Genomic DNA, 24,432 nt, shown 5'->3' with positions numbered 1-24,432 from the left:
GCTTCACTCTCTCTTCTTACATTAACCTATTAACTCATAAAATTTTGCTAATTCTTCTACATTGCCTTTTTTCTCAACTTGTAAGAATTTTACTATATTCTCTTTTAGTTCATTATCCGTGATTAATTTCAATATCCCGTTTGTTACACCTTCAGCCGTCATATCAACAACTAAACCATTCTTCCCATTAATCATTTGACTATAAACTGCGTCAAACCTTGTAGTAACTACGGGAATATTTAGCATACGAGCTTCAGCAATTGCAAGACCAAATCCTTCAAACTTCGATGTTTGAACATAAAGGTCAGCATCTTTTATATATGGATAAGGGTTTGATTTTACTCCTAACAATATAAAGTTTGAGTGCAACTGATGATCCTCAATATACTTTTCAATTTCTTGTTGTAACGGGCCCATTCCTAATACATACCATCTAAAGTCAATGCCCTGTTCTTTCAGATTTTTGCATGCTTCTAAAGCTAAATCATAACCCTTTTGGTGGGCCAACCTTCCAATTGTTAAAATTTTAATGCCATTAAAATTATCTTGATAACTATCTCCACTTAATGCCATTTGGTTAATAAATTCTGGATTATTTATATCAAAAATAACCTCCACTTTACTGGTATAGCTAGGAAAGGTCTCTATGAAGATTTCACGTGTAGAATTTGATACAGCTACAATTTTTTTATATTGATCATAAAACGGTTCTTGATAATTCCTTTCATGATCAGTTAAATGATAGCTTACGTTTACCCATGCATATTTTTCCTTAGCTATAACTTTATCAGCGACATAAAAAGTAGGAATACCTTGTGCATAGCTTATTGCAATATCATATACTTTTTCATTTTTCTCGATCACATTGGAAACACTTTCCCAAAATATTCTTGCTTCTTCCGCTATACTATAATTTTTTCTCCTTATTTCAAAGGAATACTTTAGCCTTGAAAATAGCATATCAAATTTAAATTTCTTTAATGAGTAGAGAACTGAGTTAGTCATACTTAGTTCAGTAAATTTGGTGTATTTAAGAGGGGGTAAAATATTTACATCCTTAGGAACCAGCTTCTCGAATTCACCACCGTGTGCGAATAACATTAGATCAACGGAGTATTCTTCTAGATTTAATAAATTCAATAGTGTTGTTAAACTTTTTTCTGCTCCTGCTATGTGTAAGGAATCAATTACAAAGAGTATATTTTTTTTCACTAGAAAAACCTCCCTTATACTGGTTTATATTTAAGCAAAAGCTGTTGCAAATTATATTAAGCTATAAAGTTTGTTTAGTTCATTTAAATTACTAAAAACTGTGCCTTTACAATTGTTTACTAATTGCTCTCTCATTTGGGAATCCAAGTAAAGTTTTTCAATGCCATCTGCAATACCTTTAACTGAGAGCTCACAAATTGAACCATCAAATCCATCTTTTACTTGGCTTTTAGCTGTTGGATAATTTGTTATAAGAACCGGCTTCGAAAGAACTTGCGCCTCGACCACTGTAACTGCTTTTCCCTCATACCTAGATGGTTGTACATATAAATCAGCTTCTTTTATAAATGGATAGGGATTTATTTTTTTTCCTAAAAGAATAAACTGATGCGTTAAATTATTTTCCTCTATTAAATCTTTAATTTGTTGTTCGTCGCCCCCGTAACCAACTACATACCAACATATGTTTTTGTATCCTCGATCATTTAACATTTTCAATGCTTTAACCGCGGAATCAATTCCCTTTGCGTATGATAGTCTGGCCACAGTTATCATTTTAAATCTAGTATCTTCCATCATTGGATTATCGACTTCTTCATTTGCTAATGTGTTAATCAATTCAGGAGTTGTAATATTTTCCATTACGATGACTCGGTCCCCTAATGCTGAATATTTACTTATGAATGCATTTTTGCATTCATCTGAGACTGCTACGATATAATTGAACTTACTCCACATTTTTACATCCAATGCAATGTCTGTTTCCACTGTTGAAAAATCTGTATGAATCCATGCAATTTTGATCTCAGCATCTACTTTCTCCGCGACAAAATAGTGTGGCCATAAGTAGCTAATTGCCACATCATATTTCTTACTTTGCTTTGGTAGTAAAGGGACTGAGTACTTCCACATATATTGCATTTGTTTATATCCATTTTCGGAAGAGTGGTTTTTATTTGCCAAATACTTTGCTAACAGTCTAGAAAGCGCAAGACTTATTTGCCCACTTTTGATTACATCTAGGACTGGCATTCGAAATGTCTTATATGCCTTACTTTCTGCGAGTAGATTTGCCTTATTCGGCAAAAGCTTCATAAATTCACCTGTATGACTATAAAGCATTAAATCAACTGTGTAACTCTTAAAATCAAAGTTATTTAACATACTGATTAGGCTTCTCTCAACTCCTCCAATCTCTAGATCAAAGGATGCCACTAATATATTCTTCTTCATTTAGTTCACCTGTCGAATATTGGTAAATAGCCAATAAATTTGATATTCCTTTAGTAACCGAATATCCCTCAGTTTCGAATCCATTAATTATTCGGTTAATATTTCCTTCTTTATTCCGTGAATTCATTAATATTGTATTTGCCCAAAGTTCTGGGCCTTCGCTTAACATGAGCTGTTTTACCAGTCCGATCTTTAAGTCTGCCTCAGGCTGTATTGCTTCAGATACAATACAAGGTATACCACTTGCTTGAGCTTCTAAAAGAACAAGCCCTAATCCCTCGTACAAAGATGGAAAAACAAATAAATCCATACTATGTAATAGTGTTGGTATGTCTTCCCTAACACCTACAAATTTTATATTCTCGTCGATTCCAAACTTTTTAACTTCTTCTTCAATACTTGCTCTTAATTCCCCATCTCCAACTAATAACAGGGTAATGTTTTTTTGCTTTTTTAAAATGTTCTTCATTATCTCAATTAAGAATAAATGATTTTTTGCATCCATAAACCTACCGATATGTCCAATTACAAAACTATGTTCTAAATCCGCTTCCTCTTTGAATTTCTTCACTTCTTTTAATGGCGGTTCTAGAAATTTTGTATAATCTATTACATTCGGATAATAGGAATATCTTGTTTTTACTAATTCTTTCTCTCCAAATAAATATCGTCCGGCACCATTACTACATGCCAATAATTTTGTTGAAGTTACATTGATGAGTTTTCGCATTATTCCTTTATAGATTGTTCTAACTAAAGATTGATTAGTATCTAAGGTTGTATGTGCATGTGATATTCTAATCTTTACACCTACTAATTGAGCCGCTAAATTGGCTATACCACAATTAAATAAAGTATGTGCATGAACTACATCATACGGACCGTACTTTTTAATCGCAGCATAAATTTCTTTTACTGAGTATGTTTTTACCAATCTTATAATGCGTCCGCCTAATCTTTCTATTTCTTGATCATAGTGTGCTTCTTTTTGACTATAAGAAATAAAATCAAATTGAATTTTGTTCCGATCTATATTTCGATATATATTCATTAGCATTGTTTCGGTCCCTGCTCTATTCATTGCACCAACAACATGAAGGACCTTTAAGGGCTTTGTTTTATCCATACATAACTCCCTTTAGCATTACTTATCAATAATTTTTAGAATTCTTCCATTTTACAAATTCAAATACCTTTTTATATTCTCTTAATTCTTCTCTTCCAATGCCAATTTCAACTAATTCCTTTATAAGATCAATATAGTCATTATCGAGTTTATTATTTTCTGTATTAGTCCCCAGTAAGGTTCTAAAATCAACTCCTAATACCTTTGAAATCTTTTCTACAACTTGAATAGACGGATTATCATTTAATTCACGCTCAATATTGCTTAAATAAGACTTAGAAATATTAGCTTTTTCTGCAAGTTCTGATAAAGTAAGTCCCTTTTTGATACGAATTTCCTGAATGTTTTTTCCTATCATTTTTGGCACCTCAGCTGTTCTTTCATAGAATGCCCTCCCTACAAGCTACTTTATAAAATACTTTTTTGATACAGCTTATTACTCTACTTTGATCGTCAAACGATAGATTCGATCCTGAAGGTAAACAAATTCCAGTTTCGAACATCCTCTCTGCAACATGGTTATTTTCTTCGTGAGGATAATAACGAACTCCATTGAATAGAGGTTGCATATGTAATGGCTTCCACACTGGTCTTGCTTCAATATTTTCCTCTTCTAATGCTCCTAATAGAGTATTTACTGATAGCTTAGATTCTTCTTCTTTAATCGTTAATGCTGTAAGCCATCGGTTACTGCGTGTATTTGCTAACTCTGGCATAAAAGTTAGACCTGGTAAATCCTTTAGCTCTTCAAAATAGCGTTGGAAAATCCTTCTTCTAGCTTCAATTCGCTCCTCTAATACTTGCAATTGAGCCCTGCCAACCCCTGCCAAAATATTACTCATCCTATAATTGTAACCAACTACACTATGTTGGTAATGTCGCGCTTCATCCCTAGCTTGAGTGGCTAAAAATCTTGCTCTTTGTATTAACTCATTATTATTTGAGACAAGTGCTCCGCCACCAGATGTCGTGATAATTTTATTTCCATTAAAGGAAAAAATACTAAAATGACCAAATGTACCACTAACTCTTCCTTTATAAGTAGAACCAAGTGATTCAGCCGCGTCTTCAATAATGGGTATTTTGTATTGGGAGCATAAAGTTTGAATTTCATCCATTTTTGCAACTTGTCCATAAAGATTAACAACAATAACAGCTTTTGGAAGAGTTCCTTCTAAATAAGAATCATACAATGCTCTTTCAAGTGCTTTTGGTGACATATTCCATGTTTCGGGCTCCGAGTCTATAAATATTGGTTCGGCTCCTTGATAAATAATTGGGTTAGCACTAGCCACAAAGGTAAGACTGGAACAAAATACCTTATCGCCTGTTGTAACATTTAATAAAGAAAGAGCCAAATGAATTGCAGCTGTTCCTGAACTAACAACTAACGCCTCATTGGCTCCTACATAATTAATAATATCTTTTTCAAATCCATCGACATTGGGTCCAAGTGGTGCAATCCAATTCGTATTAAATGCTTCCTGTATATACTTCATCTCTTCTCCGCTCATATGCGGGGGAGATAAATAAATTCTTGATAAGGTCAATTCACTTACCACCTTTTCGAAAAAATTTAATCTATAAACTTAAATTTTTAATAATTCTAGCTGGGCAGCCTACTACTGTACTAAGCGATGGAATATTGTGAATAACCGTTGAACCCGCCCCTACAATTGCCCAACCCCCTACTTTAATTCCAGGAATAATTGTCGCTGATGCTCCGATATGTGCACCTTCTTCAACTAAAACATTTCCTGTTAAAGTAGCATTTGGAGAAACATGCGTATAGTCTCCGATTTGATTATCATGTTCAATGATTGCCCCAGTATTAATTACACAATGGTCGCCAATTTGCGCTTGTGCATTAATAACTACATTCGGCATGACCACTGTTCCGTATCCAATTCTAGTCGAAGTGCTAACAACCGCTGAAGGATGAACAACTGTTAAATACTGTTCTTTTTTTATATCAATTGAATTAACAATATTTTTTCTAAGCTTGTTGTCTCCTATTGCAATGACTACTTTAGCGTCTTGATCTAGAAATTTTTTTAAAGAAACAAATGGAGCATATATAATTCCATTCTCAATTTTTTCAACTTTATATTTGTCATCTAATATAGCAATAATCTCAATTCCCTTTATTGAATAAATAATGTCTTGAATTACTTTGCTATGTCCCCCATTACCTAAAATAATTACCTTCATATTACATCACTTCATTAGAACCAGTGAATTTTTCCATTGTCACTTGCCCCTCCTGTGAAATTCCTTCTTTCTTTATAACCTTAATGGCTGTTTTAATAAGGATTTTTAGGTCTAAAAGGAGATTATTATTTTTCACATACCATACGTCCATTTTAAATTTTTCCTCCCATGTAAGTGAATTGCGTCCATTTACTTGGGCCCAACCTGTAATTCCGGGTTTTACATTATGTCTTAACATCTGTTCTTCTGTATATAAAGATAAATATTCCATTAAAAATGGTCTAGGTCCAACTAAACTCATATCCCCTTTAACCACGTTTATTAATTGTGGAAACTCATCAATACTATACTTTCTTAAAAACATCCCGAAGGCAGTTAAGCGTAATTCATCCGATAAAAGGTTTCCCCCTGCATCATGCAAATCACTCATTGTCCGGAATTTATACAAGTAAAATGGTTTACCATTTAAACCAGGGCGCTGTTGAGAAAATAATATAGGAGCACCCATTTTTAATCTAACAAAAATTGCTACAACTATTAGAGGTAGCGATAGCAACAGCAATATTATCACTGAAAATACTAAATCTATTACTCTCTTCATTTTTAGTTTACTCCTAAAAATTAATTACTTCGTTTCTACTAAATTGTTTGTACTAATCATTAAGATTGTTTTTTTCATATCATTAATAAAATCAATCGTATTTAATTCATTCGAATGGCTTCCTCTATAGTAAAAGAGTTTTAGAATATCTATTAATTGTTGTTGTGATAAATTAATTGATTCCATTTTTTCCTCCAAAACAAAAAAACACTGCATTATTGCACTGTAACTTGTTCAATTTCTTCAGAATATCCGTTCGGATTATTTTTTTGCCATCTCCATGTATCTTCACACATTAAGTGAATTCCCTTAGTAGCCTTAAAGCCAAGTTTTTGCAAAGCCTTTGTTGGATTCGCATAACAAACTGCCGCATCACCAGGACGTCTTTCTTTAATTCTATAAGGAATTTTTTTACCAGATGCTATTTCAAAAGCTTCAATCATTTCTAGAACACTATAGCCAGTGCCTGTACCAATGTTATATGCTTCAATTCCAGTGTTGCTTTCTAATTTCTTAAGTGCTTTAATATGACCAATTGCTAAATCTACCACATGGATGTAATCCCTCACACCTGTGCCGTCTTTTGTTGGATAGTCGTTTCCAAAAATATTTAATTGCTCCAATTTACCTACTGCTACTTGTGATATGAACGGCATTAAGTTATTCGGAATGCCATTTGGATCTTCACCAATTAAACCACTATGATGTGCACCGATTGGATTAAAATATCTCAATAATGCTATCCTCCAAGTATGGTCTGATTCGTATAAGTCCCTAAGGAATTCCTCAATCATAAGCTTGGTTCGTCCGTATGGATTAGAAGCGCCTAATATACTACTTTCTGGTATCGGTGATTCATTTGTTGAACCATAGACTGTGGCAGAAGAACTAAAAACAAGCTTTTTCACTTCATATTTTCTCATCATTTCGCAAAGGTTAATCGTTCCTGTAATATTGTTATAATAGTATTCAATAGGAGTTTGGACTGATTCACCTACAGCTTTAAGCCCAGCAAAATGAATGACAGCTGTTATTTTATTCTGAGAAAATATAATTTCTAACTCATCTCTATTAAGTAAGTCAATATTATATGTTTTAAATGACTTACACGTTATCTCTGACACTCTTTTCAATGCTTCTGGCTTACTATTTGAAAAATTATCTAGAACAATAATTTCATTGCCACTTTGTAACAACTCTACGCAAGTGTGACTCCCTATATATCCTGCTCCTCCAGTTACAAGAATTGCCATTTATTTTCCCTCCTATAAAAGACTAAAAAACGATCAATTTTACCAGTTTAAATTAATATAATCGCTGAAATATTGTATTTGCAGACTAATTACATTTTCATAGTAATAATAAAAAAAGTAGCAAATTAATATGCCATAATAGATTAACTTTTGATCTCTTACTCTAAATAATTTCACAATCCATGAAATTAAAATTAACTGATAAAAACTAAAATAAATTGAAATTCTTGCAAATATCCAATTTTGCGTTGAAATAAGCATAAAAACAAATCCAAGTAAAGCCATATTGACTACAATATCACTCTTTGGATTAATTTCTCTTAACTTCTCTCTTCCCATAAAAGCAATTAATAGTGGAATCCCTGTTACTGCAACTCTTATAACACTAGCTCCACCTTCTTGAAAGTTTTTATAGACTGCATACTGGGTATCTTGAATAGCGTTAAACAAATAAGTTGAAAGTTGATTAAATCCAATTATGAATACAATTGAAAATAATAATAGAGCAATTGTTACTTTTGACCATGCTTTAAAGCGCACAAGAAAATAAATTGGAATTAAAATAAGTGCAGTTTGATGGAATAAAGAAGCTAATAAAATAACGAGTAGATAGCGTTTAAAACTACCTTCCAGCAATAGTCGTATACCTGCAAAAGCAATGGATGCAGCAAGTACTTGTCTGATTCCATTCATGGAGACAAGAAACAAGCCACCAGTGATATACACATAAACGCTCAATTCAAAAATTCTTGAATAATTATATAAAGTAAAAATAACTAATACATTTGTGATAATTGCCGTTGTAATTAACATTATTTGAGGATTTGAAGAAAAATATTTTAAAATCATTTGCAGAACGCCAAATCCAATATCCTTAGACTCTAAAATATAGTTCCATGTAAAGTCATGTCTTTTATAGATATCCACATATGCATATGTGTCACCGATATTTGATCTAAGTCCCGATACGCAAACTAGCGTTATTAATACAACAAATGCCAATGTTTTATTAGGTTTTATATAGACTGATGATAAAGTTGCGGTGCTAGATATGCTGGCCCTTGAGGCTATTCGTGCCATGAAAGAAAAAACAAATACAATTGCTAAATTGAACCAAAATATAGTCATACCAATATCCTTCCAAAAAACAAAACCACTTTTAAGCGGCTTTTGTTTTTGTCGTAATATAAATATATAAAGTTATCCCAAATGGAATCGCTAAGATTGTTAAACCTTTTTTAGGCGTCTCGTCTAAAAAACTCCAGTTTCTACTCATAATGCTACTAGAAACATAATGAATGGCTTGTCTGAATTTAAACAATTGACTTGCAAAGGGCAATTTCATCATTTCTTTACGATAGAAAGCAAACCCATTCGGATTTTTAATATATTGACTGAACATATTTAACGATGATCCATCCGCAAGGTACTCTACATAGCATAAAATTTCATTCATTAATAGCATTTCGTATTGTTTATCAAGCATGTGATATTTGTATGCTAGACCAACATAGCGTTCATTTTTAAATAGTGGATATGGAAATTCTTTTGTTAACTCTGTCCGATAAACAAGCTTTTTATCTCCAGTTACTCCATATTTATTATATAAATCAAATAATCTAGACTGTTTTCTATTAACCGGCAACTTTGTACCAATAATTTTCCCATCTGAATATGCATCTAGCCCTATAATTCCACTCACATTATCGTTACCAAATTGATTCCAGTACTCAATAATTTTTTCGACCGCATCTAAAGGCATATAATCATCTGAATCAATACAGAGATTAAGTTCTGTGACAATTTTCTGGTAAGCGGTATTATGGGCACCATGCATTCCTTGATTTTTCTGCCAATAGTACATAATTTCGATTGTGTTTTCTTCAATCCAACCTTCAACTAATTCTTTAGTATTGTCAGTTGAACCATCGTCAATAATTAACCAGATAAATTCATTGCATGTTTGATTCTTTAAACTCTCGTAACATTTGTGAAGGCAGTATGCTCGATTGAATGTTGGAGTAAATACAGTTAACTTCTTCATATCCTACCTCCCTAACGAGATATATGTCTTTTGGGTATTCTCAGCTGTTTTGCGAATATCATATCCTTTTTGGCTCAATGCACTTTCCGCATTTCCTCTATTAATATTTCTTTTTGCTTCCTTCAAGATTTTCTCAACCCATTTTTCACTGTCATTTAAAGAACAGTATTGGATTAGTCCCATCTCCATATCCACTTCTGTTGTAATCGCATCTGAAATAACACAAGATAAACCTGCACCTTGTGCTTCTATTAACGTTACGGGTAAACCTTCATGCAAAGATGGGAAAACAAATACATCCATTGCTTGTAAAAGTTTATGAATATCATCTCTAATTCCAAGTAACCTTACATTTTTCTCTATTTGAAGTTCTTTTATTTTCGATTCTATTTTAGCTTGAAGGGAACCTCCTCCAACTAAGATTAGAACTGCATTCGGCATTTTTTTTAATAGTGAAGCAAAAATTTCTAGTAAAAATAGATGATTTTTTTGTTGATTAAATCTTCCAACATGGCCAAGTACGAATGCTTTGTCTGAGATATTTAACTGATCCCTAATTTGTTTTCTTAAATTTAATGAAAATTGAAACCTCTCACTTTCAATTCCATTTTTTAGGATTAGAGATTCACTAGAACGTTTAGTAAATAGCCACCTACTTGCAGACTCCGAGCAAGCAAATAAATGAGTAGCATTGGGTTCAATGTATTTACCGGCATACCATTTATATACTTGTGAAGCCAATCCACCTTCACTTTTTGTATTATGGCTATGGGCAATTCTTGTGGGAATATTTGCTTTTTTTGCTGCTCTTAAAACTAAGCCACTCATTTTATCCATATGAGAATGGACGATTTTATAATTAGGATTTAGCCTAAAAAACTTATCTAGTTTTCTTATATAACCTAAATGACCAACGTCCGTTATATATGGAATTCTATGAATCTTTCCACCCATTGCAATTATTTCAGAGTCATATGCCCCTTCTTTACACGTTAAAAAATCGAACTGTATTTTCGTTCGATCAATATTACGATATAAATTCATTATTAATGTTTCCGCGCCACCTCTGTTCATATTAACAACGGTATGTAAGATTCTTAAAGGGTCGCCCACATTGTATCCTCCATTTCGTTCATATAGCTCTTATATACCTCACTTTTTTCCAATATTACTTTATCAATGCTATATTTTCTCATAATGATCTTTCTACTATTAGACCCAAGCCTCTCTTTGAGACCCTCACTTTCAACAAGGTCCTTTATTGTGCTTGAAAAACCAATGGAGTCATTACTCTCAACAAGCCATCCATTTTTATTATTAGTTACAAGCTCTCTATGCCCCCGGTTATCTACTGCTATAATCGGTAAGCCACAAGACATTGCTTCCATTATATTGACTGGCAATCCTTCACGCAGACTGGATCCAACTGCAACATCACACATAGGTAGAATTTCTTTAATATCTTTTCTAAAACCTAAAAAATCTACCATATGTGAAATTCCAAGTTGATTTGCTAACTGTTTAGATTCATTAAGTAAAGCACCTTCACCTGCAAGTAGAAGTTTTACATTCGGCAATTCATCTTTTATTAAGGCCAATGAATTAAGTAGAAATTGTTGATTTTTGTTTTTATTAAATTCTGCTGCATAAAAAAGCAAAAAGTCATCTGGTTGATATCCATATGACTCTCTTATTACTTTTTTATTTAATTCATCAATTGGCTTAAAATCCTCTGTATCTATTCCAACCCCATGAATATGTACGATTCTTTTAACATTAAAACTTCTATTTGATAACTCATAATCTTCTTTATTAATCGTTATTAAACAATCTGATAAGGGAGCTATGATTTTTTCAATTGGATAATATAATAGCCAGTTTAATATAGGGGCACCTTTACAAAAATGGAATCCATGTGCTGTGTAGATTAATTTTGTTGTTCCTTTAACCCTGGACTTACGAGCCGCAAGGCGAGCAAGTATCCCCCCCATAGGTGTATGGCAATGTATGATCTCATAATTATTTTCATCTATTATATTTTTAAGGTCTTTTAGTGCCTTTATATTTTTAAAATTAAAAGGCGATCTTTGGATAGGTAGATTAAACTTTTTGTCCACATAATGAATATTATTTTCACCATTTGCAGCTATATGTACTTCCCAGCCATTATCCTTGAACCACTTTATATATGGCATATGAAATGCCGTAAAATGATAATCCACAGTTGCACAAAAAAGCACCTTTTTTTTCATTTTTTTCACCTATCAACATTATTTTCTAATCATTTGACCCGCTAATTAATTCTTTTTTCATTAGTTCCGTTAAATAATCTAGAACATTTTTTCTCAAGTCCTCTCTTTTAAGAGCAAACTCAAGAGTAGTTTTAATAAAGCCTAATTTCTCGCCTACATCGTATCTTGTTCCTTCAAATTCATAAGCATAAACTGCTTCTTGTTTATTAAGTTCAGCAATTGCATCAGTCAGTTGAATTTCATTTCCAGCCCCTGGCTTCTGATTACTTAAAATATCAAATATTCTCGGCGTTAGTATATAGCGGCCTAAAATCGCTAAATTTGAAGGAGCTTCTTCTTGCTTTGGTTTTTCTACCAAACTATGGACATTATAAAAATGATTATCTATTAAACTTCCGTCAACAATTCCGTATCTAGAAACCTCAGCTTCATTTACAGTTTGTACACCTAATATAGAAGCATTATATTGATTAAATTGCCCAATCATCTGCTTTAAACACGGTGTATCGGCTTTAACAATATCGTCGCCCAATAACACTGCAAATGGTTCATCACCAATAAATTTGCGTGCACACCAAATTGCATGACCTAAACCACTTGGTTCTTTTTGACGAATATAATGAATATCTACCATCTTTGATGATTTCTGAACCTCTGATAATAATTCAAATTTACCTTTTTCTAATAGGTTTTGTTCCAATTCAAATGAATTATCAAAATGATCTTCAATCGCTCTTTTTCCTTTTCCGGTTACAATAATAATATCCTCTATTCCTGATTCAATAGCTTCTTCAACTATATACTGAATAGTAGGTTTATCTACAATTGGCAACATCTCTTTTGGCATTGCTTTTGTTGCTGGAAGAAATCTAGTTCCTAATCCAGCAGCAGGTATTATGGCTTTTTTAATTTTCATTTTTTTCTCCCTTAATTTAAAATTGGCATCGTAGCGTTCGTTTGAGAAATAACTCTATTATTAGCCAAATTCAATAATCTTTCTCTAAGATCATCCTTCTCTAAATCTGAAAAGTTATCAATAATTTCATGTATTTCATTTATGCGCAAATCTGTCGTTTTTCCAATATAAATCTTCGGATAAATTTGTTCCTCATGAATTTCTTCATCTTTTAACAATTCCTCAAATAGCTTCTCTCCCGGTCTCATTCCTGAGAATTCAATCTCTATATCATCAAGTGAATTACCTGATAATAAAATTAAATTTCTAGCTAGATCTACTATTTTTACCGGCTCACCCATATCTAATACGAAGATTTCGCCACCTTTTGCTAATGCCCCTGCTTGTATCACTAGCCTCGATGCCTCGGGAATCGTCATGAAATAACGCACCATATCTGGATGAGTAACAGTGACAGGGCCTCCATTTTCGATTTGCTTTTTAAATAGTGGAATAACACTTCCTCTACTACCTAACACATTTCCAAATCGAACAGCTACAAATTTTGTATCACTATTTTTATCCATATCTTGAATAATCATTTCTGCAAGTTTTTTAGTTGAGCCCATTACACTTGTTGGATTGACAGCTTTATCAGTTGAAATCATGACAAATGTTTTTACACAATGCCAGCTAGCTGCTTTAGCAATATTCATCGTACCAATTACATTATTTTTAATTGCTGCCTCCGGATTTCGCTCCATTAAAGGTACGTGCTTGTGTGCTGCTGCATGGTAGACAACATCCGGACTATATTGTTCCATAATTGACATCATTTTCTTTTCGTCTTGTAAATCAGCAATCTCTGTAATAAATTCAATACTAGAATCCTTAAAACTATTCTTTAATTCCATTTCAATTGAATAAATACTATTTTCACCATGACCAAGTAAAATTAATTGTTTCGGATTAAAGTTAGAAATTTGTCGCGATATTTCTGAACCGATTGATCCTCCCGCACCTGTAACTAATACAACATTATTTGTAATCGATTCAGAAATGCTGCCCATATCCATCACAACAGGATCCCTTCCTAATAAGTCCTCTACTTGAACATCACGGAATTGATTGACTGAAACCTTACCAGTAATTAGATCTTCTAACATAGGTAATATTTTAGTACTAGCGTTTGTTTTAGAGCATTCTTGAAAGATTATATTTAACTCCTTTTTACGTAAAGAAGGAATTGCAATAATAATATTTTCAATTGAATACTTATTTACAACACTTTCTATTTTTTCAACCCCTCCTAAGACGGGAATACCCAGTATATCTAAATGATGTTTTTTTACGTTATCATCTATAAAAGCAACAGGATGGAGATGACTATAATTATCGTTACTTTTTAAAAGTTGTCTCGCAACCATAGTGCCTGCTGCGCCAGCACCAATAATTAAAGTTCTCTTCTTAATAATATTTTTTCTAACGAATGAATCTCGATATAACCGCCAAGTAAATCTTGAACCACCTATTAATAACATATGAAGTAACCAAGCGACCGCGAATAACCTGAAATACGTTTTTTGCATAATCATTTGCTGGATAATTAAAGATGTAAGTATTGAAGACGTTACAATGTTAAAGATTATAATTATTTCACCTATACTTGCATATTCCCATGCCTTTTTATAAAGTTTAAAAATTAATGAAAAAATATGATGGCTTAATAAAAGAAAAAGTGAACTAATAAAAACGGGTTTAATAAATATATCAATTGTTGCGTCTACCAAAAATCGACTAATAAAAATGGATGTGAGTACAATACATGAATCAATAATTATAAATAGAGATAATCTTTGCCTATAAGTCACTTGAATGCTCCTCCCATAAACCATCCTACGTTACATAATTCAAGCTTTTTTCTTCCATCGTCTTTTATTTTATTATTTGGAATCCAATTAGCTTCACTTAGCCGTTCAAATTGTTGAATGAATCTAATTTTATTCTTTAGTGTTTTAGGTGGCGTATCCTTATTTTTCATATTCACATCTCCATACTTTAGTAATAAAGTGCTTATTTTTATACTCTCTATAAAAAGCACATAAATAAACACTTTATATAAAAAACGGGCATTCAACCCACCCTCACACCACACTCTTGACGACTTGCGTCTAAGGTATATTTCAACCCACAGCATGATCGAGTGCCTACATTGATAAAGGAAAGTAGACATTACCTAAACTATTCTATTAAACACCGTTCTTAATTAAGAACAAGAAATTAAAAATTTTACTTACTTTTCATTTATAATTGCACCGATCAATCTTCCATGTGATAGTTCAATTACTCTACTAGCCTCACTCGTCTTCTCTAATTCAGTTTTACCACGATTAAGTACTAGAACTACACCATCACATTGATTTGCAAGCACTCTTGTCTCTGTATAGTCTAATATTGAAGGCGAATCAATTAGTACAATATCATAAGAGATAATCAATTTTTTAAATAACTCTTTAACCGCTGAATTCGCCAAAAGTTCTACAGGATTAAAATTAATTGTGCCACTAGTTAATACATCCAAATTTTCAAAGTCAGTACTTGTTACTACATCTTTAAGCTCTATACGTTTTGTTAACAAATCTGTTAATCCTACATTGTTCTGTAATTTAAAAATTGTATGTATTGAAGCTTCCCTTAAATTAGCATCTATCAATAAGACTTTCTCTTTCTGCTGAGCCATTGATACAGCTAAATTAGCGCTAATTGTTGAATTTCCTTCACCTTTACCAGTTGAAGTTATTAAGAGGATTTTATTCTTTGTTTCCTCAGTTAAAAAATGTAAATTTGTACGTATTGTTCGAAATTGGTCAGATATAATTGAATTTGGATTTGTAAACGTTACTAGATTTCTTTTTTTAAAGGCTGTGGTTTGTTTTCTTTTATTAAATATCAACATTCTCACCTTCATTTTTTAATAATTTATATTTCTTTTTCTCAGTTAATAACTTTTTCTTATTCATATTTGGAACAATGCCAATTACAGGTACCCCTAAGATTTCTTCAACTTCGCTTCGTCTTTTAATTGTTTGATCCAAAGAGTCTAGTAAAAATATTAATGCAACACTAATTACTATTCCCATCACAAATGCAAAAATAATAACTTTATTGCTTTGCTGATTAATCGGCATTGAAGCTGCCTCTGCTGGGGTTAATAATTGAACGTTTTTAAAATTTAATAAATTACTGACTTCATCTTTATATGATTTCGCTGTTTCATTCGCAATATTTTTAGCAATAATCGGATTTGTATCTTGTACTGTAATACTAAAAATAGTTGAATCACCTATTCTTTGCACGCTTAATTTTTGTGCCAAAGTGTCTTTAGAAATACTAAGGTGTAAGTTATTAATGACCTTAACCAAAACAGACGTATCATCAATCATAACCGCTAATGTACTCAAGTCATCCTTTGTATTAAGCATTATCCTCGTAGATGATTCATACACAGGAACATAATTATTATAAAATTTTTGATAAAGGTAACCCATTGATGTAGTTATTATAGAGAAAACAATAATAATCCAAAATCGACTTTTAATTACATCAAAATATTCCTTTATATCAATCTCCTTAGGTCTTACACTATTCATCCATTCACCTTCATTTTTTAGTATTTTTTACTGGATATAAAACATGACTAAAGATTCTATATAACGAACAACATTTTAAAAAGCTATCAAAATAGTATGTAAACATATAATTATGCATAATAATTACTCTTATGACTGATTAAAATCTGAAAATTAAGGTAATTATGAACTTAATTTTAATTCTTTATAATGAACTAGTCAATAACATTTTCGCTCCAATTTATACCTATTTTACTATGCTTTAATAATAGTAGATTCTAGTAAATTAATTATAAATTCCTAGTAAATTTATTGTTAATAAATTATGTTCAGTACTAATCATAAGAACAAAGATGTTCTTTTAAACGAACAATTACCATACTTAATTACTAGGAAGAATTAGGATTTTTTAATAATTTCCCATTTATTTACTAGTTAGTTTCACCATCTTTTATGCTTTATCTTAATTAGTACAAGCAGTTTGGACTGAAATAAATATACTACTCCTATAAATATACTAAATTATAAGGAGTGTCATAATATTTGGCAATTAGTAGTCCAAAGATTAATAGTTTACCTGTTGTAACAAGTATAAACGCAAGCTCCTATACCGTAAGTGGTAGCGGGATTGCAAATGCTACTATTTTTTTAACGTTCAAAGATCCTAATAAAAATACGATTTCTACTACCGTTAAAGCAAATTCAAGCGGTACCTTTTCTACAAAATTAAATCTCATTACTCTAAAAGACGGCCAGTTAAACTTGGAAGCTTATCAAAAGGACGCAAAAGGTAATACAAGTGGAAAGGTTAATAAGACTGTTTTAAAAGACACCATTGGACCAGCGATTCTTTTAAATGTCTCGAATATTACATTACAAAATCAAAGTGCTTATCCTTTAACTGGAAAAGTGGAAGCAAACCAAAAAGTAACAGTAACTGTGAGTGATGGTATTCATAGTCCACTATCTAAAGTAACTACATCTGATACAAGCGGAAATTTTTCAGTGGTATTTAATATGAGTTCATTAAATAACGGAAGTATTACAATCACTGCTGTCTCGAATGATCAATATGGCAATCAATCTACGAGTTCCTCAGTTGTCACAAAAGATACTACGGTTGTTTCACCTCCGGGAGGAGTATATGAATTGACTTCACAAGAAAGAACTAAATGGGGAATTTATAATGATAATTCTCATCCAATTGAAACAACGAATGGATTTAACCAGGCATTACAGTGGGCAACTAGCAACGGGTACACTACCTTTCATGTATTAGGTGGTACGTACTTAATAGCTAAGGGCGTAGAAGATAGAGATAATAATGCTCAAATTAATATGGTAAGTAATATGACATTTTTAATGGATAGTGATACGGTACTTCAAAAGGAAACAAATAAATGGGAACAATACGCTATTATTTCGCTAAGTAAAGACATTGTAAATGTGACTATAAAAGGTGGTACCCTGAAAGGTGACCGATATACTCACGATTACACTTATGTTGGTCCTTACACTTCGGGTACACATGAGTGGGGATTTGGAATCATAACAGAGGGAGCAAGTAATGTCATTATTGATGGTATTAATTTTACAGATTTTACCGGTGATGGTGTTCAAGCTGGTGGTACAACAGTCACAGGCGAGTGGATTGATTCAGCCAACCTAGAATTAGGTGGATTAGATGCAATTGGAAACCCTATTAGCCAATCAGGTAAAATTCGCACTAAACCTTATACCCTAAGTGACCCAGCGTATCAAAATCCTCATTTTAGAAATATTATGATGTGGAATCCTGATGGAGTAACTGGAAAATACGATTTATATTATTACCGCTCAGATGGAAGTTTAGTTAAAACTGATAAAGATCAAGATTTCAATTCATCATTTGGATATTCTAAGATTCCAGATGAAGCAGTTAAATGGCGTGCTGTTTTTAATGCTACTAGTACAGCAAATGTTGGTGTTCAAATGATGTCTGTTGCAGTTACAGAAAATTTACTGATACAAAATTGCAATATAGGCAATAACCGTAGACAAGGTATAAGTTTAGTAGGTACAGATGGCGTCAAAATATTAAATAATAAAATTCACGATATAAGTGGAGTCGCTCCTGGAAGTGGAGTTGATTTAGAGCCTGGATTTTACCCGGGTATAAATACGGAGATAAGCGGAAATGAATTTTTAAATAATAAAATTCATATGGTACTCTCTTATGGTGGCCATGCGATAGCAAATAATAACCACTTTGGTCCTGATGCTGCTTTTGCTTCAACTAGCTGGGGTGGCGTTTCTGCTTCCAATAACACCTTTGACAATTCATCATTTGTAAGTTCTGACGGCTCTTCTAATATTACTTTTATAAATAACAAACTAACAAAAAGTGGAGCAGTTTTTGACGGTGGAGAAAATATAATTGTAGATGGTCTCGTTGGTGTTGATTCAGATGTCAGCTTTACTCAGACTGTTGAAAATGGCATAAACGCATTCAATATTTCTCTTACATCTTCTGGACAAGATTCAGAATTACATGGTTTTGCTATATGGGGAGACAAGCCAATAACATTGAGTACTATTTATCTAGAAGGAAACAACGGTCTAAGTGGCAATGGACTCGCTTCGAATGTATACTCGAATGTTACATTTAATAATACTACTGAATCTCGATTAGCTTCTGGAAACTATAACAATCTAATGGTTACAAATGGAAAGATAAATTTCTATCCTGGAAAAGTAACTATTAACCAGGGACAGTTTAAAAATAGTACTGTTATACTTGATAACGACAATGGATATCCAAATGTTACTATATCAAGTTCAACATTCGACTTTGATAAATCTGTATCTGGTAATATTATTTTAGTAAATAATGCAACAAGTTTTGCCTTTCTTAACAATACAATAAATGATAGTGTAACAACTTCTGCGGATCATCCAATAATTCAAATTGGTCGTGACGCATGGAAAGATTCTCCTACTCAAATTAAAGGAGCAGTAATTAAAGGAAACAAAATAACATCCAAAATTAAAAGGGTTGGAATTGACACAACTAACGGTGGCATCGGTGCGCCTCCTTATGATATTGAAGACAACACATTAATCAATAATACTCTTGCATTAACATCTAAAGATATTAATAAAAACAATACAGTCACTTAAAAGAAATAGTTGAAAGAGTATGAACTAAGTCTCAATAGGAGCATTAATTATTTATTAAATTCAACTACCATTAATTTATTTTATATAAATAGACAAAAATATTCATTCTAACGATTACACATATTACTTCTTACACAGTTTAAAACTTTCTACAAAGTAAGATCCAGTTATGCATAGGTGGTTGAATCGATAATGGTCTAATCAATTTGTTTACATGGATTGATTAGGCTTACATATAAAAGTTTAATTATAAGAAACATAATTGTTTAACAAATGTAGTTTCAAATCATGACCTAATCGTTAAATAATCAGTTATATAGATAATATTTCCATTTAATTTTGGGGATTCTACTTATATCTTATTTTGAAAGGAAGCTACTAAATGGAACAAACTCTTTATGAAAAATATGGTGGAGAAGAAACAGTTGGAAAAGTAGTTGATTATTTTTACGATGAATTAGTCCTAAAAGATGAAACAGTTAATCATTTCTTTGATCAAACAGATATGGACAAGCAACGTCGTCATCAAACGAAGTTTATTAGTTTCGCTTTAGGTGGCCCTAACAAATATACTGGTAAATCCATGTCAAAAGCTCATGAAGGAATGAATATTCAACCTGAACATTTTAATGCAATTGCCACCCATCTCCATGATGCACTAGCTCACTTCGGGGTGAGCGAGGCAGACATTGATCAAGCCCTAACAAAGGTAGAATCACTAAGAGATGACATACAATATAAATAAATAATTTAATAAAAGCTACTATCTGTTGATAGTAGCTTTTAAACTTCTCCGTATTATTTCCAAAACGCACCCTCAAATTCAACTAAATCATGATATGGGTACAAAGGTTTCAATAATCTTGCTTTTGTCCATAAATCTGTTGTTTTTTCTAAAGCAGCTAAAGACGTTTTATAATTCTCATCAACTGTAATATATTTGACATTACCGAGATGCTGGAGTGAGTACCCAGTTATTTGTTTAAAGAAGGTTTTATTGGCGTAGTCCAATGGGTCACCCTTTACAATGTAATTTGTAAATAGCGGTTTAAACGTTTTTTGGACTTTTTGTGACTTTGCATGAAGTTTTTTCGAACCATCATCTAATAGTACACCTAATGAGTTAAATGTAACGCCCTGTACAAATAGATGATTTTTCAATTTTTTATCATTCTTAAGCTGATAACCTACAAATTGAGCCAAATAACCTCCAAAGGAATGACCAGTAACATATACACTTGAATGATTGTTCTCTTTTTTATTTAATATTGATGTAACCCAGTCATATGCTTGCTGAGCTTGTTGATCTACGACAATTGGTGAACCATTCTCAGGAGTTTCAAATTCAACTAATCTTTGGTAAATATCTTGTATATTAATTTTCTTTAATCCACTAAAAGCAAATAGTAAACTATTATTTTTTTTGTTTTTTAGTGCTATTGCAGAAAAACCAATATTACCAGATGTAATGGAAACAAGACTATAATCGCTAAGATTCTTATGAACTTGAGTAAGTAATGGATCAGCAATCCCTTTATGTTCTCTTAAGCTTTTGCCTATTTCTTTACTTAGAAATGCTTCATAAGAAAGCTCAGATGCTGCTAGAAATACGCCATCGGGAAGTTTCTGTAGCTCTCTTTGCTCTTGTTGGCTACATCCGGTGGTCGTTGTAAAAAAAGTAAGTACTGTAACGATAAAAATAACTACACGAAAATTCATTAGTAACCTAACCTCCTTTCGACAGTCTCTTTCTTCATATTATGTCCACGACCATATGACATGTTCATCCTTTCCCCAAAAAAGTAAAAAAATATACATAAAATTATTGACAGTTTTATTTTACAAATGTTATCATATAAATTTGATATTTCATTTATTAATGTTATACTTAAGTTATAAGAATTTTCGGAGGTGGGTACATTGTTCAAAATTGGCGATCAAATTATTTACCCAATGCAGGGAGCTGCAGTTATTGATTCCATCGAAGAGAAAGTTATACAAGGTGTAACACAACAGTACTACATAATCAACATACCATCCAGCAATTTAAAATTGATGGTCCCTCAAGGGAAAGTGTCAAATACGAAAATTCGTTTAGTCGAAGACAAAGAACATTTAAGTAATGTATTAGATGACTTTTCAAATGGTCTTCCCGACGATTCCTTATCTTGGAAACAAAAATATGATTTAAACATGAAAAAATTAAAGTCTGGCGAATTACTCGCTGGTGCTCAAGTGGTACGTGATCTAACACTTCAAAGTAGGGAGAAACCTTTAAATCCTAGTGAAAGAGAAATGCTAGACATGGCTAAACGCATGTTTGTTGGTGAACTTAGCTTAATTAAAGGCATATCGCAGCTTGAAGCAACCGAATTAATTGATTCTGCATTAAAATAAAGATTTATTTAGGAAAAGGAGCTTACTTTAGGCTCTTTTTTTTGTTGATTTTCGAACTAATTAGTTACTTTCATGAATATCTAGGAGGACCAATTGTTCAAAATAAATATAGTTTCGCGTCCACCTTTTGTATTTTTGGGTATGATTTACAATTGCACTTACGAGTTTTAATACCATTTGTTGATTTATTAATACAATTATAATAAAAAAAAATGGAAGATATTTATAGTTTTATTTTTTTTTTCAGATTTGCTTTTTTTTTAGTTTATTTTAGATTGTGGACATTTTATTTCCAGGCGACGCCATTAACACTTCTCCACAAAAATAAAAAAAGACTGCTAACAAAAATGCTAGCAGCCTTTTATTCACTCAGAAGTGAAATTATAATTTAACTACGTTTTCAGCTTGAGCGCCACGGTTACCTTGAGTGATCTCAAAGCTTACTTTTTGGCCTTCTTCAAGAGATTTGAAACCGTCGCCTTGGATAGCTGAGAAATGTACGAATACATCGTCTCCACCTTCAACAGCGATGAATCCGAAACCTTTTTCTGCATTAAACCATTTAACTGTACCTGTGTTCATTGTACGAACCTCCATATATACCTGTTTTTTTACACTTAATGAGTATTGTTAAGAAAAAATACACACATTAGAACAGGATGAAAATTCGTCCCTTTTAACACATGAATTGAATTAACCAATTTCTTATTAAGTATGTACCTATAGTAACATAAAATGAAACGAAAAACAAATTGTGCACGAAGAATAATTAAATTTAATAATTTTAATATAAAAAATGCCCTTATTATTTACTTTTCGTTAGCAAGTATTAAACCAACTGGTAAGTTCTTCTTCATAATACTATTAAAGTAACTATTTGGAACTGGTTTGTTCCCTACATAAGGAGAAATTTCAATAGTAAAACCAGGTCGTTTTTTTGCAGCGATATACCAGTCTTTATATCCACCGCCTCCACCTTTTGCAGGAGCGACCAAACTATAGCCTGTTTGTTTTGATAATTTTGTAGCAATTGCCTTATCTCTAGCCATTTGAGTTCCTGATTGATTATAATGCCAGAAAATAATATTTCCTGATGAGTGGTATGCGACTGTATTTTTGAATGAATGTTTATTAGTGAAATCATATAAAGCTTTAGCTTCTGGTTCACTTAGAGCCTTCGTACCTTTATAGTTATCGGGGCCAGGCTTTGACTTGTTACCAGAAATTGTATTCCACCCAGCTGGATATTGACGATTTAAATCTACGCCACGTACATTTGCCTTCCAAGCTTTAAAATTCTTGCTACCATTATTTAATTTAATGACCTGATTTGGATTCTTTGCACTGCTCGCACCTTTTTGTACAAGCATTACACCATCAGGATTAACCATTGGTACAAAATAAATAGACGTTTGAGATAATGTTTTTCTTACATCAAAACCAGATATTTTTGTATTTTTTTCATACGCACTAGCGTATTGATCAAGCATTTCCATTATGACATTCGTTGTCATATGCTCACGAGCATGATGCGAACCATTTATACTAATTTCAGATTTTCCAGTCCCTAGCTTAATCGCATATAAATTTCTACCATCTACCGATTTACCAATTGTTTCAACTTTAGTAAATCCAGGATACCAAGCACTCAGTTCCTGTAAATCCGCTGTCAATTCGTCATATGAGTAATCACCATTTGGGTCAACATAGTTATATGTTTTTAACGAAATATCCGCTTTAGGGATTAGCCCTTTAAGTCCTCCAACTTTAACAACATAATAAGAGGAATAAGCTGAATCAATTACTATTTTTTGTTTAGCAGGTATGTTAACCATTGTTGGTTTCGGATCACGCGGTAAAACAATTTTAGTATTTCGTACTGCAACCCCCGCCGTAATTTTAACAGGCTGCGTCACAATACTGATTACAGGCAAGGTCCCATTTGGTAAAGGAGTTGTTTTATTTTTATCAATATAAGCAGTTTGATTAGAATATTGGATCATTAAATAATGATCCTTCTCACCTGTTTTACTAAAAATCGTATTTGCTTTAACTGTTCCCCTATTCACTAATTTACCATTTTCATTTAATAATAGAGGTGTATCGTTTGTTACTTTAAAGACTTTCGCCGTTGGGTAGATTTCCCATGGAGTTGCATTTCGGACCGCACTTTTCAATATAGTCCCAGCATTCCCATTATAAGTAACATAGTAAAGGTCATTCTCTTCTTTATCTACTTTTAACTTAACGTTTGCTGGTATTGTTATTGTAGTTGTTGCGTCAGTTGCTTCTCCAGTTGTTGCACCGCCGGTTGTTCCTCCAGTTGTTGCACTACCGATTGTTTCTCCAGTTGTTGCGTCGCCCGTTGTTTCTCCAGTTGTTGCGCCGCCAGTTGTTTCTCCAGTTGTTGCGCCACCGGT

24 protein-coding genes are annotated in these 24,432 nt (G+C 32.5%); 3 read left to right on the top strand and 21 right to left on the bottom strand.

The features are described from left to right. Nucleotides 1-21: 21 nt before the first annotated feature. The 18 genes from COI44_RS13300 to COI44_RS13220 all read right to left on the bottom strand — a co-directional run bounded on the left by COI44_RS13300 (nucleotide 22) and on the right by COI44_RS13220 (nucleotide 16,477). The gene (locus COI44_RS13300) at nucleotides 22-1,212 is read right to left on the bottom strand and encodes a glycosyltransferase (RefSeq protein WP_098428393.1); all 1,191 of its coding nucleotides are present in this window, start codon (nucleotides 1,210-1,212) and stop codon (nucleotides 22-24) included. A gap of 51 nt (nucleotides 1,213-1,263) precedes the next feature. Beyond that, nucleotides 1,264-2,445: a glycosyltransferase gene (locus COI44_RS13295; protein ID WP_098428392.1), complete on the bottom strand. Its 1,182-nt coding sequence runs from the start codon at nucleotides 2,443-2,445 to the stop codon at nucleotides 1,264-1,266. After that, nucleotides 2,414-3,571: a glycosyltransferase family 1 protein gene (locus COI44_RS13290; protein ID WP_098428391.1), complete on the bottom strand. Its 1,158-nt coding sequence runs from the start codon at nucleotides 3,569-3,571 to the stop codon at nucleotides 2,414-2,416. Before COI44_RS13290 ends, COI44_RS13295 begins: the two co-directional genes overlap by 32 nt. Nucleotides 3,572-3,596: 25 nt before the next feature. Further along, the gene (locus COI44_RS13285; RefSeq protein WP_098428390.1) at nucleotides 3,597-3,929 is read right to left on the bottom strand and encodes a helix-turn-helix domain-containing protein; all 333 of its coding nucleotides are present in this window, start codon (nucleotides 3,927-3,929) and stop codon (nucleotides 3,597-3,599) included. 22 nt (nucleotides 3,930-3,951) lie between these two features. Continuing rightward, nucleotides 3,952-5,133 carry a DegT/DnrJ/EryC1/StrS family aminotransferase gene (locus COI44_RS13280; RefSeq protein WP_483295484.1) on the bottom strand — a complete coding sequence of 394 codons (1,182 nt, stop codon included), beginning with the start codon at nucleotides 5,131-5,133 and terminating at the stop codon, nucleotides 3,952-3,954. Between the two features lie 19 nt (nucleotides 5,134-5,152). After that, nucleotides 5,153-5,782 carry an acetyltransferase gene (locus COI44_RS13275; protein WP_098428389.1) on the bottom strand — a complete coding sequence of 210 codons (630 nt, stop codon included), beginning with the start codon at nucleotides 5,780-5,782 and terminating at the stop codon, nucleotides 5,153-5,155. Between the two features lies 1 nt (nucleotide 5,783). After that, nucleotides 5,784-6,383, bottom strand: a complete 600-nt coding sequence (locus COI44_RS13270) for a sugar transferase (RefSeq protein ID WP_098428388.1) — start codon at nucleotides 6,381-6,383, stop codon at nucleotides 5,784-5,786. A 24-nt stretch (nucleotides 6,384-6,407) separates the two neighbouring features. Continuing rightward, the gene (locus COI44_RS24205; protein WP_179887114.1) at nucleotides 6,408-6,569 is read right to left on the bottom strand and encodes a YwzD family small protein; all 162 of its coding nucleotides are present in this window, start codon (nucleotides 6,567-6,569) and stop codon (nucleotides 6,408-6,410) included. Between the two features lie 29 nt (nucleotides 6,570-6,598). Next, entirely contained in the window at nucleotides 6,599-7,636 is a 1,038-nt protein-coding gene (galE, locus tag COI44_RS13265) for a UDP-glucose 4-epimerase GalE (protein WP_098428387.1), read from the bottom strand. Between the two features lie 39 nt (nucleotides 7,637-7,675). Beyond that, the gene (locus COI44_RS13260; RefSeq protein WP_098428386.1) at nucleotides 7,676-8,764 is read right to left on the bottom strand and encodes an EpsG family protein; all 1,089 of its coding nucleotides are present in this window, start codon (nucleotides 8,762-8,764) and stop codon (nucleotides 7,676-7,678) included. Nucleotides 8,765-8,795: 31 nt separating this feature from the next. Beyond that, entirely contained in the window at nucleotides 8,796-9,680 is an 885-nt protein-coding gene (locus COI44_RS13255; protein ID WP_098428385.1) for a glycosyltransferase family 2 protein, read from the bottom strand. A gap of 3 nt (nucleotides 9,681-9,683) precedes the next feature. After that, a complete protein-coding gene (locus COI44_RS13250) occupies nucleotides 9,684-10,793 on the bottom strand; it encodes a glycosyltransferase family 1 protein (RefSeq protein ID WP_098428384.1) in 1,110 nt (369 codons plus the stop codon). Beyond that, nucleotides 10,778-11,932: a glycosyltransferase family 4 protein gene (locus COI44_RS13245; RefSeq protein WP_098428383.1), complete on the bottom strand. Its 1,155-nt coding sequence runs from the start codon at nucleotides 11,930-11,932 to the stop codon at nucleotides 10,778-10,780. Before COI44_RS13245 ends, COI44_RS13250 begins: the two co-directional genes overlap by 16 nt. A 25-nt stretch (nucleotides 11,933-11,957) precedes the next feature. Beyond that, nucleotides 11,958-12,848 carry a UTP--glucose-1-phosphate uridylyltransferase GalU gene (gene galU, locus COI44_RS13240; protein WP_098428382.1) on the bottom strand — a complete coding sequence of 297 codons (891 nt, stop codon included), beginning with the start codon at nucleotides 12,846-12,848 and terminating at the stop codon, nucleotides 11,958-11,960. Nucleotides 12,849-12,859: 11 nt separating this feature from the next. Further along, nucleotides 12,860-14,698, bottom strand: a complete 1,839-nt coding sequence (locus COI44_RS13235) for a polysaccharide biosynthesis protein (RefSeq protein WP_098428381.1) — start codon at nucleotides 14,696-14,698, stop codon at nucleotides 12,860-12,862. After that, nucleotides 14,695-14,868 carry a hypothetical protein gene (locus COI44_RS24200; protein WP_179887112.1) on the bottom strand — a complete coding sequence of 58 codons (174 nt, stop codon included), beginning with the start codon at nucleotides 14,866-14,868 and terminating at the stop codon, nucleotides 14,695-14,697. Before COI44_RS24200 ends, COI44_RS13235 begins: the two co-directional genes overlap by 4 nt. Before the next feature lie 252 nt (nucleotides 14,869-15,120). Beyond that, complete coding sequence (locus COI44_RS13225) at nucleotides 15,121-15,783, bottom strand: CpsD/CapB family tyrosine-protein kinase (RefSeq protein ID WP_286163908.1); 663 nt, start codon at nucleotides 15,781-15,783, stop codon at nucleotides 15,121-15,123. After that, nucleotides 15,770-16,477: a YveK family protein gene (locus COI44_RS13220; protein WP_098428378.1), complete on the bottom strand. Its 708-nt coding sequence runs from the start codon at nucleotides 16,475-16,477 to the stop codon at nucleotides 15,770-15,772. Before COI44_RS13220 ends, COI44_RS13225 begins: the two co-directional genes overlap by 14 nt. A 522-nt stretch (nucleotides 16,478-16,999) precedes the next feature. On the opposite strand from COI44_RS13220, the gene COI44_RS13215 reads away from it, so the two are divergent. Together COI44_RS13215 and COI44_RS13210 are read left to right on the top strand one after the other, a co-directional pair. Then, the gene (locus tag COI44_RS13215) at nucleotides 17,000-19,615 is read left to right on the top strand and encodes an Ig-like domain-containing protein (protein WP_098428377.1); all 2,616 of its coding nucleotides are present in this window, start codon (nucleotides 17,000-17,002) and stop codon (nucleotides 19,613-19,615) included. Between the two features lie 382 nt (nucleotides 19,616-19,997). Continuing rightward, nucleotides 19,998-20,360 (top strand): group I truncated hemoglobin, encoded by a 363-nt coding sequence (locus COI44_RS13210; protein ID WP_098428376.1) that lies wholly within the window; start codon nucleotides 19,998-20,000, stop codon nucleotides 20,358-20,360. A gap of 53 nt (nucleotides 20,361-20,413) precedes the next feature. On the opposite strand, the gene COI44_RS13205 is transcribed toward COI44_RS13210, so the two are convergent. Next, complete coding sequence (locus COI44_RS13205) at nucleotides 20,414-21,334, bottom strand: lipase family protein (RefSeq protein ID WP_098428375.1); 921 nt, start codon at nucleotides 21,332-21,334, stop codon at nucleotides 20,414-20,416. Between the two features lie 192 nt (nucleotides 21,335-21,526). On the opposite strand from COI44_RS13205, the gene COI44_RS13200 reads away from it, so the two are divergent. Next, nucleotides 21,527-22,012 carry a CarD family transcriptional regulator gene (locus COI44_RS13200; protein WP_286163907.1) on the top strand — a complete coding sequence of 162 codons (486 nt, stop codon included), beginning with the start codon at nucleotides 21,527-21,529 and terminating at the stop codon, nucleotides 22,010-22,012. A 381-nt stretch (nucleotides 22,013-22,393) separates the two neighbouring features. Here COI44_RS13200 and cspD read toward each other — a convergent pair whose 3' ends face one another. Together cspD and COI44_RS13190 are read right to left on the bottom strand one after the other, a co-directional pair. After that, the gene (gene cspD, locus COI44_RS13195) at nucleotides 22,394-22,594 is read right to left on the bottom strand and encodes a cold-shock protein CspD (protein WP_025568675.1); all 201 of its coding nucleotides are present in this window, start codon (nucleotides 22,592-22,594) and stop codon (nucleotides 22,394-22,396) included. Between the two features lie 227 nt (nucleotides 22,595-22,821). Beyond that, nucleotides 22,822-24,432, bottom strand: a 1,611-nt coding sequence (locus COI44_RS13190) for a M14 family metallopeptidase (RefSeq protein ID WP_218926924.1), incomplete at its 5' end; no start/stop codon positions are given.

The organism is Bacillus sp. AFS088145, from assembly GCF_002564465.1.
GTDB lineage: Bacteria > Bacillota > Bacilli > Bacillales > Bacillaceae_G > Gottfriedia.
Note: the sequence above shows the minus strand (reverse complement) of the source record. Positions and strands in the feature narration are given on the sequence as shown.

Coding starts and splice junctions, on each gene's coding strand:
- COI44_RS13295 (WP_098428392.1), bottom strand. CDS start 2,445: ATGAAGAAGAATATATTAGTGGCATCCTTTGATCTAGAGATTGGAGGA.
- COI44_RS13290 (WP_098428391.1), bottom strand. CDS start 3,571: ATGGATAAAACAAAGCCCTTAAAGGTCCTTCATGTTGTTGGTGCAATG.
- COI44_RS13285 (WP_098428390.1), bottom strand. CDS start 3,929: ATGATAGGAAAAAACATTCAGGAAATTCGTATCAAAAAGGGACTTACT.
- COI44_RS13275 (WP_098428389.1), bottom strand. CDS start 5,782: ATGAAGGTAATTATTTTAGGTAATGGGGGACATAGCAAAGTAATTCAA.
- COI44_RS13270 (WP_098428388.1), bottom strand. CDS start 6,383: ATGAAGAGAGTAATAGATTTAGTATTTTCAGTGATAATATTGCTGTTG.
- COI44_RS24205 (WP_179887114.1), bottom strand. CDS start 6,569: ATGGAATCAATTAATTTATCACAACAACAATTAATAGATATTCTAAAA.
- galE (WP_098428387.1), bottom strand. CDS start 7,636: ATGGCAATTCTTGTAACTGGAGGAGCAGGATATATAGGGAGTCACACT.
- COI44_RS13260 (WP_098428386.1), bottom strand. CDS start 8,764: ATGACTATATTTTGGTTCAATTTAGCAATTGTATTTGTTTTTTCTTTC.
- COI44_RS13255 (WP_098428385.1), bottom strand. CDS start 9,680: ATGAAGAAGTTAACTGTATTTACTCCAACATTCAATCGAGCATACTGC.
- COI44_RS13245 (WP_098428383.1), bottom strand. CDS start 11,932: ATGAAAAAAAAGGTGCTTTTTTGTGCAACTGTGGATTATCATTTTACG.
- galU (WP_098428382.1), bottom strand. CDS start 12,848: ATGAAAATTAAAAAAGCCATAATACCTGCTGCTGGATTAGGAACTAGA.
- COI44_RS24200 (WP_179887112.1), bottom strand. CDS start 14,868: ATGAAAAATAAGGATACGCCACCTAAAACACTAAAGAATAAAATTAGA.
- COI44_RS13225 (WP_286163908.1), bottom strand. CDS start 15,783: ATGTTGATATTTAATAAAAGAAAACAAACCACAGCCTTTAAAAAAAGA.
- COI44_RS13220 (WP_098428378.1), bottom strand. CDS start 16,477: ATGAATAGTGTAAGACCTAAGGAGATTGATATAAAGGAATATTTTGAT.
- COI44_RS13210 (WP_098428376.1), top strand. CDS start 19,998: ATGGAACAAACTCTTTATGAAAAATATGGTGGAGAAGAAACAGTTGGA.
- COI44_RS13205 (WP_098428375.1), bottom strand. CDS start 21,334: ATGAATTTTCGTGTAGTTATTTTTATCGTTACAGTACTTACTTTTTTT.
- cspD (WP_025568675.1), bottom strand. CDS start 22,594: ATGAACACAGGTACAGTTAAATGGTTTAATGCAGAAAAAGGTTTCGGA.